Source organism: Bradyrhizobium sp. 142, assembly GCF_023074015.1.
Taxonomy (GTDB): Bacteria; Pseudomonadota; Alphaproteobacteria; order Rhizobiales; family Xanthobacteraceae; genus Bradyrhizobium.
Genome location: NZ_JADPKQ010000263.1, coordinates 1 through 12,622, shown reverse-complemented (window position 1 = coordinate 12,622; position 12,622 = coordinate 1). Strand labels below are relative to the sequence as shown.

Below are 12,622 nucleotides of genomic sequence, written 5' to 3'. Positions count from 1 at the left end.
AGGTAGATGGAGTCGCTACTCGCCGCCATGGAGCCGCGCGCGGAACGCGCGCGGCGAGAGGCCGGTGGCGGCGGCGTAGACCCGGCTGAAATAAGCGGGATCCTCGAAGCCGAGCGCATAGGCGATCGTCGACACCGGCAGGTTGGTATAGACGAGGTTGCGCCGCGCCTCGCGGATCAACCGGTTGAGGATCAGGTGCGAGGCGGTGTCGCCGGTCGCCGTCCGCGTCACCCGGTTCAGATGGGTGGGCGTGATCAAGAGTGCTTTGGCATAGTCCGCGACGCTCCAGCGCTCTAGATGATGCATCTCGAGCAGGGCCTCGAAGCGCCGGAACAGGCCGGATTCGGCCGTGCCATTGCCGCTGCTCTCACTGGCGAGCGCGCGCGCCACCAGCCCGATCATGGCGGCCGAGAGCGCCCGCAACAGATGCGCACGGCCGAAATTGCGCCCGGCGTGCTCGGCAAAGATCTGCTTCATGGTGGCGCGGATCTGCGGCGTGCCGCGCACCACCGCCGAGCGCGACAGCGCGCCGCGCAGGCCTTCGGCGGCGAGCAGCGCCTCGTCCAGAATTTCCGCGGCGATGGTCAGCACCCAGCCTTGCGTGCCGGGGACGAAGCGGAAGCCGTGGACGTGGCCGACCGGCACATTGACGATCTGCATCGGCCTCAGCGGCACCACGCGGCCGTCGAGCGTCGCCTCGCCGCCACCGCGCTCGATCAGCAGCACCTGGTGCAACCGCGCGTGGCGGTGCACGGCCAGGGTCCAGTCGTGCAGCACCGAGCGGGACGCGATGGTCTCGCAATGGACCACATCGGGCAAATCGCGGGACTCGCCGAAGAGGTTGTAGACCCGGATCGCCGGGGCGGGGGCCGTGATGCTCATGTTCGAATTGTACAAGACAAAGGTCGATCCCTCCATCGGTGTGCAGCGAAAAATCTGAAAAATAGTGCTGACGGGAGGACGCAAAAATGAAGGTTCAGGTCTGCATCATCGGCGGTGGGCCGTCCGGGCTGCTGTTGTCCCAGTTGCTCCATCTCAAGGGCATCGACACGGTCGTGCTGGAGAAATACAGCCGCAGCCATGTGCTGGCGCGCATCCGCGCCGGCGTGCTCGAGCACGGCTTTGCCAAGCTGATGCGCGAGGCGCAATGCGGCGAGCGGATGGACCGCGAAGGCGAGATCCACAAGGGCTTCGAGATCGCCCATGACGGGGTACTCTCCCAGATCGATCTCTATAAGCATTCCGGCGGCAATTCGGTGCTGGTCTACGGCCAGACCGAGTTGACACGCGACCTCTACGAAGCGCGCGACCGCCACGGCGGCAAAGTCGTGCACAACGCCGAGAGCGTCACGCCGCACGACCTGACGTCGGCGCGGCCTTACGTGACTTACCGCGCGAACGGGGAAACCATCCGTGTCGATTGCGACTATATCGTCGGCGCCGACGGCTTTCACGGCGTCAGCCGCAAGTCGATCCCGAAGGACGTGCTGCGCGAATATGAAAAAGTCTATCCGTTCGGCTGGCTCGGCGTGCTGTCGCGCACCAAGCCGGTGTCGCCGGAGCTGATCTATGCGAAGCACGAGCGCGGCTTTGCGCTGTGCTCGCTGCGGTCCCAGGTGCTCAGCCGCTATTACATTCAGGTGCCGCTGACCGACAAGCTGGAGGATTGGCCGGATGACGCGTTCTGGGCCGAGCTGAAGCGCCGCTTGCCGGACGAAGTTGCTGCGCGGCTGATCACGGGCCCCTCGATCGAGAAGAGCATCGCGCCCCTGCGCAGTTTCGTCGCCGAGCCGATGAGTTACGGCCGCCTGTTCCTCGCCGGCGATGCCGCCCACATCGTTCCGCCGACCGGTGCACGCGGGCTCAACAGCGCGGCTTCCGACATCTACTATCTCTATCGCGCCATGCTCGCGCATTATCAGGACGGCGACGATTCCGGGCTCAAGGGCTATTCGGCCAAGGCACTCGCGCGGATCTGGAAGGCGCAGCGTTTCTCCTGGTGGATGACGATGCTGCTGCATCGCTTGCCCGACCGGGCCGACTACGAGGATAGGCTTCAGCAGACGGAGCTGGACTATCTGCTCTCGTCCGAGACGGCGCAGCGATTGTTGGCGGAGAACTATGTGGGGCTGCCGTTCTAGTGGCGGATTGATTTGCGGACAAATGCAACGCAAACTCCGGTGCGTTCCCTTCTCCCCTTGTGGGAGAAGGTGGCGCGAAGCGCCGGATGAGGGGTTGCATCCGCGCCTTCTAGCGTAAGAGATTTACGCGCGGAGAGAGACCCCTCACCCGTCCCGCCGCTGCGCCATAGCCGATGCGAAGCATCGGCGTTCTGAGCACGGCGGCCGAAGGCCGCCTATGCCACCCTCTCCCACAAGGGGAGAGGGGAAGCCGGGCCCGCGGTTGAAGCCGTTACTTCCCTTCCAGCGTATTGACCGGTGCCCACTCTGGCGGAGGTGGATTTGCGGCGAGGGATCTTGCGCGCTTCGCGAATAGCGTCGATGCCGGATCGATCGTTGCCGTTTCCTCGAATGCATCAACCGCCTCAGCAAACTCCCGTGCACGCCAGCGTGCCAACCCTTCCTCGTAAGCCGCAGCCACCTTCTTCTGCTCTGCGCTCTCCGCGTCCTTCTCTGCCAGCGGCTCGAACACCTTGATCGCCTCGCCGCGTCCCAGCACTCTGATCGCGTCGAGCTCGCGCCAGGCGAAGGTGTCGCCGGTCTGCGCGACCGTCGCCTCCGAGGCCATGATCGCGGTGCCGTAATATTTGTTGGCGCCTTCGAGCCGGGAGGCGACGTTCACGGTGTCGCTCATCACGGTATAGTTGAAGCGGCGCTTTGAGCCGATATTGCCGACCACGGCTGCGCCGCTGTTGAGCCCGATGCGATGCGACAAGCCGCGGCCGGCGAAGGCAGCATTGCTCGCGTTGAGTTCGGCCAGCTTCTCGTGGCACTTCAACGCGGCGCGCACTGCGTTGCGCGCGTGCGTGGGATCGTCGGCGGGGGCGCCGAACATGGCGACGATGGAATCGCCGATATACTTGTCGACGTAGCCGCCATGGCCCTCGATGATGTCGGTCATCGCCGACAGATATTCGTTCATGAGAGTCACCAGCTCGCCCGGCGTCATCGCCTCGGCGATGGAGGAGAAGCCGCTGAGGTCGGAGAAGAACATGGTGACGTTGCGCATCTCGCCGCCGAGCGCCGGCATCTTGCCGGATGCAACCATGGTGTCGATGACCTCGGGGGCGAGATAGAATGCAAAACTCTTGCGCAGGAAGCGCTCCTCACGGTCGGCGACGACGAAGCGGTAGCCGATCATCATGGCGAGCGCAGCAAGGCCCGCGAGCGCAGGCTCGCCCAGCGGCAGCGCCAATGCATGAACGAACGCGCCGACAGTGACGGCGACGTAAACGGCGGTGAGTGCGAACCATGCGATCAGCGCGCCGCCCGGTGCGAGCATGCAGGCCGCGCAGGCAACGATCGCCGCGAACACGATCGTCAGAATGGTTCGCAGCGGAAAGCCGAGCTCCGTCACGGCATCGCGCTCGATCAGGTTTCGGACGACGGCGGCATGCACGAAAACGCCGGCGATGTCGTTGCGGGCCTTCTGCGCGGTGCGCGCCGGAGCCGGCAGGGCGCATCGCGCGGCCGGCGTCCCGTCATATCCGCCGGACAGGCGCATCGAGGTGAGCTTGCGGTCCTCGAAATTGAGGACGGTGCCGAGCAGCACGACCTTGCCGTCGAAGGCGCGGCGGAAGAAATCGCGGTCGCCCTTCTCGACGCATGCGCGCAGGTCGGCGAATGAATACGTCGGAATGTCGCGACCCATTCCTCGAAAATTGAGCGTCAGCGTGTTGGCTACGGCGCTCGGGATGGAATAGCCGGACAAGTCCGTCACGCCGGACGGTCCGATTTCTGCTTTTGCACCGAGCGCGCGGGACGCCAGCTCGACTGCCATGGCGGGGACCGGCCTGTCCTGGATGGAAAAGCTCAGCGGCATCCGCCGGATCACGTCGTCGGTGTCGGTATGGACATTGAGCGCGCGGATGTTGTTGCGCACCGCCACTTGCTGAGCGCGATAGGGCACGTCCGGATGATCGTTGCTCAGGGTATCGCCGAGCACGAGCTTGCCGCTGTCGGAGATCTGTCGCAGGGCGATAAGGTAGTCGCGGTCGAATCCCTTCATGCGGGCGCCGAGCGGCGCGTCACCAAAGGGAATTTCCGACTGCTCGATCGAGTTCTTGAAGATGACGTCGAAGCCGATGACCTTGGCGCCGCCCTCGGCGATGCTCCCGAGCACCCGGCCGATCTCGCGTGTCCAGGTCTGCGTCGGCGATCCCTTGAACGGCGGGGTGTCGTAGGTCTCCCCATCGATCGCCACCACGACGACCGGCGATGTCGCGGGATCGCGGCCGTCGCCGATGAGCCTGCCGCGCAAGGCCGTGAGGATGTCGAGCGAGAGCCCTTGCAGCGTCTGAAGCGGCGGAGACGTGAAGATCGCGCCCGCAAGGAGCGCAATCAGGATCGCCGCTATGATGTCGCCCCTGCCGATCCGCCGCATCGCGCCGTCGCAGGCCGTCTATTCGAGCCGCAGCAGGCGGCTGACGATCGGCGTCGGCGACGAGGTGGCGCTGGCGTCGACCTGGAAGGCATAGCGCTTGGCGCCGAGGGTTGCGAGATAGCTGCCGCCCGGGGTCAGTGACTTCCCGGCTTTGGCAAAGTCATAGAACTTGCCGCGGACCATGATGTCGCTCTTGAGCGGCACGTTGATTGTGGGCTCCTTGCCGTCGGTGCGTTCGATGACCAGCGTGCTGCCGCTCTTGGCCTGGACCAGCGGCGCGACGCCGTAGATCGTCGGCAGCTTCGGTGGAACGGCGCCCTTGGTGTCGGACCGTACGGTCCGGAACGTGGTTGCGGCGCTCTGGTTGGCCTCGCGCTCGGAGAGCTGCGCCGCATTGGTATCGCAGGGCACCTTGACGCGTTGGACGTTGCCGAGTTGCACGGTGCTCTGTTCGGTGCCGACGAGAACGACGCCTTCACTGATGGTCTCGCGCAGGCAGGATTTGAGATAGCCGAGCGTGATGCTCGCCTTCGGTCCGAGCTTGATGATCTTGCCGGGAGCCACATAATCCATGAACTCGACACCGTCGATCTTGCCCTGCACCTCTTCGACGATCGCGGCCGGAGTCTCCGCCAAAGCGGGAGCCACAAGACAGAACGCGCCGACAAAGGCGCCGATCAGGCTTTTCATGGGTATTCTCATCCAATTCGACATGCTTTGCCGGTCCCCGTCCTGGTGCAATGCTTAGCAGCGAAGCGCCCAGGCAAGTGTGACCAGAATCACTCTTCGTATTGGTGCACTCTATCAGGAACAGGTTCAAATCCGTGATGGCAGAAAGCGGAGCCGTTGCAAACGTCGCAATCGCGGCAATGCGTGCGGCGACCGGGATCGCGGCCGTCTTGAGGCCGAGACGACGGCGCTTACAGCATCTCGGGCGGTAGTCGTCCGACGGAGGAGGCTGCAACTTTAAGCCTTGGTTTGTTAGAGCGTTAACCGTGGCGGAATGCTCACTGCATCGGTCATTGTCGCGCGCCAGAGTTCGTCGCAAATACGGGTGAATTTTGCGATGGATGTTTTTCATGCTGAGAGACGGCAAATACGCTGCATGGTTCAGGACCCCGCGTGGCCAGGGCACCGGCGTCGTGCATCTGACCGAGGGCCGGATCTCGGGTGGCGACAGCTTCTTCACCTATGGCGGCTCCTATCGGGTGGATGAGCTGCACTTTTCGGGCGTTCTGACCGTGCATCGGTATGCCGACGGCCCGCCGAGCGTGTTCGGGCCGGACGAAGTCGAGGTCAATCTCTCGGGTGCGTGCAACGGCCTGGTTGCGACCTGCTCAGGGACCGCCAGGCAAGTGCCGGACGTGAAGTTCGAGGCGACGTTGATTTACAGCCAGGAGGATCAGCCCGCCGCCGACGCCAGAGGCGCCGTCGTGAGGCTCAATGCCGACAAGCTGCCCAGGGGCCTCGACAGCCGTTCGAGACCGCGCCAACCGGTTGTGCCGGGATCGCCGGGGTCGGAGCGGAATCGACCGTAGGCCACTCGTCCCCGGCTTTGACCGTCCTCATCGTCAGCGCTGGCGGAGTGGATGCGCCTTCTGGTGCCAGGCCCAGGCGGTGCGGATCACGTTGGGCAGGTCGGAATGTCCAGGCACGAAGTTCAGCACTTTTCGCGCGGCGGAGGGATCGGCCACAAGATAGGTGGGATCGCCGGCGCGGCGCGGCTTGACGGTGTGGGGCACCTCGCGCCCGGTCTCCTGCCTGATGGCGGTCAGGATTTCGCGTACGGAAAAGCCGGAGCCGGTGCCGAGATTGAAGCTGCCGCCGGCATGCCCCTGTTCCAGCAGTTTCAGCGCCGCGACATGTGCCGCGGCGAGATCGGTGACATGGATGTAGTCGCGGATCGCGGTGCCGTCGGGCGTGTCGTAATCGTCGCCGAATACGGCAAAGTCGACGTGCCCCTGCAACGCCATCATGGCGCGCGGAATGAGATGGGTCTCGTTGTCACGCAACTCGCCGATGCCGCCGGCCGGATCGGCGCCGCTGGCGTTGAAATAGCGCAGGCAAAACGCGCCGAAGCCGTAGGCCGCGCGGTGATCGGCGAGCATGCGCTCGATCATCCATTTCGACGCACCGTAGGGGTTGATCGGCGCGCAGGGAAAATCCTCTGGCAGTTCCTTGGAATCGGCGTTGCCGTAGACGGCGCCGGTCGAGGAGAACACGATGCGCGTGCAGCCCGCCTTGCGCATCGCCTGCAACAGCGACAGCGTGCCCTGCACATTGTTGATGTAGTATTTCTGCGGATCGGTCATGGATTCGCCGACAAGGCTCGCCGCCGCAAAATGCATCACCGCCGCGACCTTGTAGTCGGCGAAGGCGCGCGCCAGCGTCGTTCCGTCGAGCAGATCGCCGGTGACCAGCGGACCGGCCACGAAGCTGCGGTGCCCGGTGGAAAGATTGTCGTAGACGACGGGTTGATAGCCGGCCGCGGCCAGCGCGCGGCAGGCATGCGAGCCAATATAGCCCGCGCCCCCTGTGACGAGGACGGTCGATCGGTCGGTCATGTCACCTCTAAAACGTTCTGCTCGAGGCATCCTAGAGCAGAATCAACAATGATCCAAGCAACTGTGGTCATGAGCAAATCCGCAGCGAGCACGATTGGCGCATTTGCGAGCCATTCGGCCCGCGGCACAAGCTGTCTACACGTTGGCGCGAGATTGTCCTAGCTATCGAGAAGCTAAAAGGATTCCAGCGGTCGCGCGGAGGTCTGCTTCTTCTTAGCTTTGCATTGACGCTGTTGCCGCGAAAACGACACGCAATCGCGCGCGGCAACCCTGCCTTTACAGGTGAAATCTAGGTTCTGGCTGATAACAAGGGACGGACAGGGACATGCCTCAGATCTGGATGACATATGACGAACTTGCGACGCTCAGCGATTGCACGCCTGCAGAAGCCAGAATGCGGGCCATCCATTTGTCGCTGGACCGTCGCAAAAGTCGCGATGGCGCAACCCGTGTTAAACTGGATCTGGCGCTGACAGCCAAATTCTTCGCATCTGTCCGCGATGCCGATTTTGATCTGGATAGCGCCATCGGGGCGCTCCGGGCCACGCATCGCCAGATGGCAGAGCTGCTGACGCCGAACGAGTTCCTCCGCCGACGCGGGTCAGCCTAATCCGCTGCATGCAGCCGATCGAAGGGGTGCGTGCGGAGCCGAGATTCTCGCGAAAGTTGTCCAGAATCAGGCAGAGATTTGCATCCGGAATTGCTGGGAAGTGGTACGCAAACATTCACATTGCTGCGAATCCGGGCGGCGAGCTTCGCGGGCAGGTGGGGCCTGCTGGCTTCAGGCAGGGGGTCTGGGTAAGAAGGCCAAGATCGCCTGGGCGAGGAGCACACCGACGGTGCCGCCTGCCGCTTTCTGCAGCACGTCCAGGAAGCCGGGATCGCGATCGGATGTGAGCGCCTGCAGGAGCTCCAGCCCCATTGCGACCGCTATGACAAGCGAGCAGGCCACAGCGAGCCGTCCGGGCAGCAGGAACGACAGAAGAAAGCCCAACAGCCCGTAGGCGCTGAAGCGCTCGATCACAACGACCCAATAAGCCTCGTGATGTCCCATCAGCGCCGGCCTCCCCGCAAGCCTTGCCAACGTGGCGTAGGCGATGAGGGCGAGGCAGATTCCCGCAGCGGCAAACAGGTGATTTCGGCGCATGGTCCAGCATAGCCGGTCGAGGAGCGTTTCGCTTCGAAAGACGCGAATATCGTTAAAGTGCTTGCTGCTTCTCCAGCACGCGGCGGAGGCAATCCGCGGATGGGGGCTGTCTCAGCGAATGGTTCGAAATCGGTCAGGCGACTAACGCGCTGCCCTCGATCGAAGATGCGGCCATGCGCCAGCGGCCTCTGCCGCATTCGACGCATCGATTCCGACCCTAAGACTTCTTACTTGTCCTCGATTTCAACGAAAGACCAAGGCGCAAGGCCATGCGCTTGATCGCATCGGGCGAGCGCCCGAGCTGTTTCGCCGCCTCCTCCAGGGAAGCCGAAGACTTGGCCAACTCCATTAGCCGGCGGTCTTCCTTGAACGACCAGGGCTTGCGCGCCATAACCGAAATCATCCTCTCGTCGAGACAAAGACAAAGCCGCCAAGCGGACCCATGTCGCTCGGCGGCTTTGCTTGGGTGGGGCCGAGCTTGGGGGAGCCCGGTGAGGCGATGGATAAGCGATCGGTGAGACTTCGCAACAAACAACGCGGGTTAAGCTAACCGCTCAACCTTACCGGGGCAGGATCGCGAGTTTGCATCCGTATAATCACGGAGATCTCCGCACACCGAGTCCAGTTCGAGCGTGTTGATGGCCGCAGTCGAGAATGTCCCGTTGTGATTTCCAGACGTCGCAGCACCAGCGCGTTGGCGAGCAAGCCCTGCTCATGCACAGTGAGTCAGCAGAAGCGTCGGACATAAGGTTGCCGCCGCGAAATGAAGCTCCAGCTAGGGTCTTGGTAGCTCGATTGTCAGAGGGCAGCTATCAGTTCTGCCGCGAGACGATCCATAAGAAGCAGTGTGAAATCAACTGTGAGATGGTTTGCGTCCCTATAAACAACGATGCCGTCACGAATGGCCGGACACACCAAGTCTGTGCAAATTGACGATGTTAGGTCGATCATGCGCGCGTTGTTGATGGACGAGACGACACGTTGCTCAGCTTCGATCACTTCATCACTTATAGTGAGCGATAGACTACGGCTACAGGTGCTGAGTGGCAGGCCTCGCCATTCCGCCCGAGCGAGACAATTCCCGACCGGGTGGTAAGGAGTGGGATTGTCGCGGACCACGATTAGTTTGGCGCCGAGTGGTTCAAGCTCCTTAAGCGCTCTAAATAATCCACGCTCCCACGTCTCAATGCTCACCGCGTGAGGTCCCAGATTGGTGAATGGTCCCTTGACGTTCCCGCTCGAAAACTGCGCCAGCAGTATCGCGTCGGGGCTATCTTGATTTTTTATCATAGCGATTGTCTGCTCGCGCCAGCTTGCGCACTGGGGCGAAAGACGACGAAGTCGCAAACTGTAGACCGTGGAAACGGGAATATCAGCGACAGGACAGGAGGCCCTTAGATAAGTGATAAGCCGCCATCCCTTCTGTTCGGCAATAGCTGTAAGCGCGGTTGTCCATTGATCGGCGTGAGAATCTCCCAACAGAACAATTGTCTTCGTATAGCTCGATGGGCCGAACACGCAACGAATTGGCTTCTGTGTCGTGAACCCGGCTAGACAACCACTCTCACTCGAAAGTGAATACTTGGAGGTTGAGGCAACTATGGTCGCTTGCGCAGCATCCGTAACATAATGTGCAATCGTGAACGAAAGGACGCCGGCAACTGTGGCGATTAGCGTAAGGGCACCGCCCATGGCAATTGATCGTGCAGATCGTTGTGCTAGCCAGTAACTAGCTCTGATCGGGCGTTCGAGCCAAGCGAAGCTGAGCGAGGAGAGAACGACTGTCATCACAAAGAACAGGCAATGGGCCAGTGCCGTACCGCCAAGAAGTACCGTACCAAGCACTGCAATCGGCCAATGCCAGAGGTAAATGGCATAAGATCGGGCACCGAAGAATTGAAATAGATGCATCCTAAGCAAAGCGGACGGTCCAGCAGGGTTGTCCCCCGTAAGCAGCAACAGCGCTGTGGCGAACACTGGAACCATTGCAACTACGCCCGGGAACGGCATGAAGCCGTCGATAGCAAAGAATGACAGGATGAGAACCGCGAATGACAACCATCCAACGATCGGCCCACTCGAGCCAGGCCTCATCCAGTGCTCGAACGGCCTTGTTGCGATCAGAGCTCCTGTTCCGAACTCCCACGCTCGAGGGGGCGCCAGATAGAATGCCCAAGCTTGCTTGCCATAGGTCAGGTAGATGCAAGCGGCGAAGGATCCGAACACCACGATCAATAAAGCTATCAGCAGGACCTTTTGGCTGAAGCGGCCGACCATTAGGAGAAACGCCGGCCAAACCAAATAGAATTGTTCCTCGACCGACAGTGACCACGTATGAAGAAAGGGATTGAGCGAACTTTCGGGCGCGAAATAATTCGTTGATTGGCGAAGGAGCCAAACGTTGGCTGCATAGAGCGCAGAAGCGGTGGCCGATTTGGCCATTTCCTTCTGTTCAAACGGCGCTAGCACGAAGTATCCAATGATCAACGTTGCTACCGTGACCACGAGGGCGGCGGGCAAAAGCCTCTTAGCTCTGCGACCGTAGAAGCCAAGAAAATCGAGCTTCCCGGTCGCGGCTATCTCCCGAAGCAGAAGTTGCGAGATCAGGTAACCTGATATGACAAAGAAGACGTCGACACCGACAAATCCGCCGGTTACGCTTGGAACTTCGTAGTGAAAGGCAACGACCGACAGAACTGCGATTGCCCTGAGCCCCTCCACATCCGCTCTGAAATGGGCCGCCGCGCGCGATACAGGTTGCATGTCTGTTACTGACTACATCGCATCAAAAAAAGCAGACGCATTCAGCGCTGCGCAATTCGTTCGCAGTTTGGCGATTTTCGGCTATTCGTGGGGCGGTGACCGAGCAAAGGACTCTTGTTGGAGAATTGGTCCGGCGGGTCACAATGGGAGCCCGGTCGCCCCGTGTAGGTGTCGCCCGATAGAGCGGAAGCGTCGGGCGTGACCCGAGGTGCTCAGAAGAAAGCAGCAGATCAGCTCCGGAAGCCGTCAAGTCGCCATGTCCGGTGACTTCAGCTTTAGCCTCCATAACGCACACTCGCGGCCCTTGTTGGAGAGTCGACTAAGGGTCAAACTCGACAAAACTCAATGTGAGCATAATTCGTCTGCTTTCGGGCGGATAGCGTCCAAACGCCTCCTTGGCGAGCTCACGTTGAGCCTGCCCTGCAGCCGTGATTCAAACTCCCAAACTGGGGGCTCGAATCATGCGCTACGAACTCACCGACCGGGAGTGGGCTGCCATCAAGCCAATGTTGCCGAACAAGCCGCGCGGCGTACCGCGGGTGAATGACCGCCGTGTACTCAACGGCATCTTCTGGGTCTTACGATCCGGGACGCCATGGCGCGATCTACCTGACGCCCTCGGCCCGTACATTACCTGCTACAACCGTTTCGTTCGTTGGCGACGAGCAGGTGTGTGGGCCGCGATTATGAACGCCCTGGCAGGCGCACATGATGCCGCTGTGCAAATGATCGACACGTCGATAGTCCGTGTGCGTCAGCATGGAGCCTGCATCAACCGCAATAGAAGACAATGCATGGGACGGTTACGCGGCGGCTTGACGAGCAAGATTCATGCGCTTGTCGATACGAACGGCCTGCCGGTCCGGCTTGCGCTGACACCCGGCGAGGCTCACGATAATCGGCTTGCTGGAAAACTCCTGTCTCGCATAAAGCCTGGATCGATGTTGCTTGCGGACCGTGGCTATGACGCCTTAGAGAAATTGCGATGAAGAAAGGCGCATGGGCGAACATCCCGCCCAAAAGCAGTCGCAGCGAGCCGATCTGTTTTAGTCCTTACCTATATCGCTCCCGCAATCGAGTTGAGAGGTTCTTCAACAGGATCAAGCAATGTCGTCGGGTGGCGACCCGTTACGACAAGCTTGCCGCCAACTACCTCGCCTTCGTTCAACTCGCCTCAATCAGGCTATGGCGCGGTTCGACCCGAGTGCCTCGCCGATGTCACTCTTTGGTAACCGGCATGAGCAGCCACGTAGGCAGTTGTTAGCCAGCGCGGGCGTAGCGGATCGGCATCCAATACTGGCGCATGGCCTCGACGGCCGCCGGGATATCGCTGTGGGCGTTGCGCAGGAATTGCTCGGTCTGGCGGGCCTTGTTTGTCGGTCCGAGCAGCGGACAGCCCTGATCGTCTTCACAGTGAATCAGGATGGGCAGTAGCAGTCCGTGATTGACGTTGCGGGTGTCGAGCAGAGGCGCCCAAGCCGATATTCTAGGTCGCATGGCGGCGTGGAATCCCAGGCACCAGGGACGCGCATCGATGTCGCCGTTCGGCTTGCTATGATGGATCGGCTCGAACCGATCCGGGTTG

12 protein-coding genes and 1 pseudogene are annotated in these 12,622 nt (G+C 61.5%); 5 read left to right on the top strand and 8 right to left on the bottom strand.

The genetic code is table 11. The features are described from left to right. Positions 1-15: 15 nt before the first annotated feature. A complete protein-coding gene (locus tag IVA82_RS23625) occupies positions 16-918 on the bottom strand; it encodes a helix-turn-helix domain-containing protein (RefSeq protein WP_247388692.1) in 903 nt (300 codons plus the stop codon). A 50-nt stretch (positions 919-968) separates the two neighbouring features. On the opposite strand from IVA82_RS23625, the gene pobA reads away from it, so the two are divergent. Continuing rightward, positions 969-2,141, top strand: a complete 1,173-nt coding sequence (gene pobA, locus IVA82_RS23620; RefSeq protein WP_247388691.1) for a 4-hydroxybenzoate 3-monooxygenase — start codon at positions 969-971, stop codon at positions 2,139-2,141. A gap of 271 nt (positions 2,142-2,412) precedes the next feature. Here pobA and IVA82_RS23615 read toward each other — a convergent pair whose 3' ends face one another. Both IVA82_RS23615 and IVA82_RS23610 read right to left on the bottom strand, forming a co-directional pair. Next, positions 2,413-4,563, bottom strand: a complete 2,151-nt coding sequence (locus IVA82_RS23615; protein ID WP_247388690.1) for an adenylate/guanylate cyclase domain-containing protein — start codon at positions 4,561-4,563, stop codon at positions 2,413-2,415. Positions 4,564-4,581: 18 nt separating this feature from the next. After that, the gene (locus IVA82_RS23610) at positions 4,582-5,253 is read right to left on the bottom strand and encodes a hypothetical protein (RefSeq protein ID WP_247388689.1); all 672 of its coding nucleotides are present in this window, start codon (positions 5,251-5,253) and stop codon (positions 4,582-4,584) included. A 389-nt stretch (positions 5,254-5,642) separates the two neighbouring features. Between IVA82_RS23610 and IVA82_RS23605 the strand changes: the two genes are divergently transcribed. Continuing rightward, the gene (locus IVA82_RS23605; RefSeq protein WP_247388688.1) at positions 5,643-6,101 is read left to right on the top strand and encodes a GrlR family regulatory protein; all 459 of its coding nucleotides are present in this window, start codon (positions 5,643-5,645) and stop codon (positions 6,099-6,101) included. A 33-nt stretch (positions 6,102-6,134) separates the two neighbouring features. Here the strand turns inward: IVA82_RS23605 and galE are convergent, their stop codons facing one another. Next, complete coding sequence (gene galE / locus IVA82_RS23600; RefSeq protein WP_247388687.1) at positions 6,135-7,127, bottom strand: UDP-glucose 4-epimerase GalE; 993 nt, start codon at positions 7,125-7,127, stop codon at positions 6,135-6,137. 325 nt (positions 7,128-7,452) lie between these two features. On the opposite strand from galE, the gene IVA82_RS23595 reads away from it, so the two are divergent. Both IVA82_RS23595 and IVA82_RS23590 read left to right on the top strand, forming a co-directional pair. Next, positions 7,453-7,737 carry a hypothetical protein gene (locus IVA82_RS23595; protein ID WP_247388686.1) on the top strand — a complete coding sequence of 95 codons (285 nt, stop codon included), beginning with the start codon at positions 7,453-7,455 and terminating at the stop codon, positions 7,735-7,737. An 8-nt stretch (positions 7,738-7,745) separates the two neighbouring features. Then, positions 7,746-8,024 carry a CHRD domain-containing protein gene (locus IVA82_RS23590; RefSeq protein WP_247388685.1) on the top strand — a complete coding sequence of 93 codons (279 nt, stop codon included), beginning with the start codon at positions 7,746-7,748 and terminating at the stop codon, positions 8,022-8,024. Here IVA82_RS23590 and IVA82_RS23585 read toward each other — a convergent pair. From IVA82_RS23585 to IVA82_RS23575, 3 genes are all read right to left on the bottom strand, one after another. Beyond that, a complete protein-coding gene (locus IVA82_RS23585; RefSeq protein WP_247388684.1) occupies positions 7,909-8,274 on the bottom strand; it encodes a VanZ family protein in 366 nt (121 codons plus the stop codon). The genes IVA82_RS23590 and IVA82_RS23585 overlap by 116 nt on opposite strands. A gap of 217 nt (positions 8,275-8,491) precedes the next feature. After that, positions 8,492-8,665, bottom strand: coding sequence for a hypothetical protein (locus IVA82_RS23580; protein WP_247388683.1), 174 nt, complete (start codon positions 8,663-8,665; stop codon positions 8,492-8,494). A gap of 407 nt (positions 8,666-9,072) precedes the next feature. Continuing rightward, positions 9,073-11,037 (bottom strand): acyltransferase family protein, encoded by a 1,965-nt coding sequence (locus tag IVA82_RS23575; protein WP_247388682.1) that lies wholly within the window; start codon positions 11,035-11,037, stop codon positions 9,073-9,075. 461 nt (positions 11,038-11,498) lie between these two features. On the opposite strand from IVA82_RS23575, the pseudogene IVA82_RS23570 reads away from it, so the two are divergent. Then, positions 11,499-12,301 (top strand): annotated as a pseudogene (locus tag IVA82_RS23570) (IS5 family transposase). On the opposite strand, the gene IVA82_RS23565 reads toward IVA82_RS23570, so the two are convergent. Then, on the bottom strand, positions 12,298-12,622 hold a 325-nt coding region (locus IVA82_RS23565; protein ID WP_247388681.1), incomplete at its 5' end, for a UPF0149 family protein. The pseudogene IVA82_RS23570 and the gene IVA82_RS23565 overlap by 4 nt on opposite strands.

Coding starts and splice junctions, on each gene's coding strand:
- IVA82_RS23625 (WP_247388692.1), bottom strand. CDS start 918: ATGGAGGGATCGACCTTTGTCTTGTACAATTCGAACATGAGCATCACG.
- pobA (WP_247388691.1), top strand. CDS start 969: ATGAAGGTTCAGGTCTGCATCATCGGCGGTGGGCCGTCCGGGCTGCTG.
- IVA82_RS23615 (WP_247388690.1), bottom strand. CDS start 4,563: ATGCGGCGGATCGGCAGGGGCGACATCATAGCGGCGATCCTGATTGCG.
- IVA82_RS23610 (WP_247388689.1), bottom strand. CDS start 5,253: ATGAAAAGCCTGATCGGCGCCTTTGTCGGCGCGTTCTGTCTTGTGGCT.
- IVA82_RS23605 (WP_247388688.1), top strand. CDS start 5,643: ATGCTGAGAGACGGCAAATACGCTGCATGGTTCAGGACCCCGCGTGGC.
- galE (WP_247388687.1), bottom strand. CDS start 7,127: ATGACCGACCGATCGACCGTCCTCGTCACAGGGGGCGCGGGCTATATT.
- IVA82_RS23595 (WP_247388686.1), top strand. CDS start 7,453: ATGCCTCAGATCTGGATGACATATGACGAACTTGCGACGCTCAGCGAT.
- IVA82_RS23590 (WP_247388685.1), top strand. CDS start 7,746: ATGCAGCCGATCGAAGGGGTGCGTGCGGAGCCGAGATTCTCGCGAAAG.
- IVA82_RS23585 (WP_247388684.1), bottom strand. CDS start 8,274: ATGCGCCGAAATCACCTGTTTGCCGCTGCGGGAATCTGCCTCGCCCTC.
- IVA82_RS23580 (WP_247388683.1), bottom strand. CDS start 8,665: ATGGCGCGCAAGCCCTGGTCGTTCAAGGAAGACCGCCGGCTAATGGAG.
- IVA82_RS23575 (WP_247388682.1), bottom strand. CDS start 11,037: ATGCAACCTGTATCGCGCGCGGCGGCCCATTTCAGAGCGGATGTGGAG.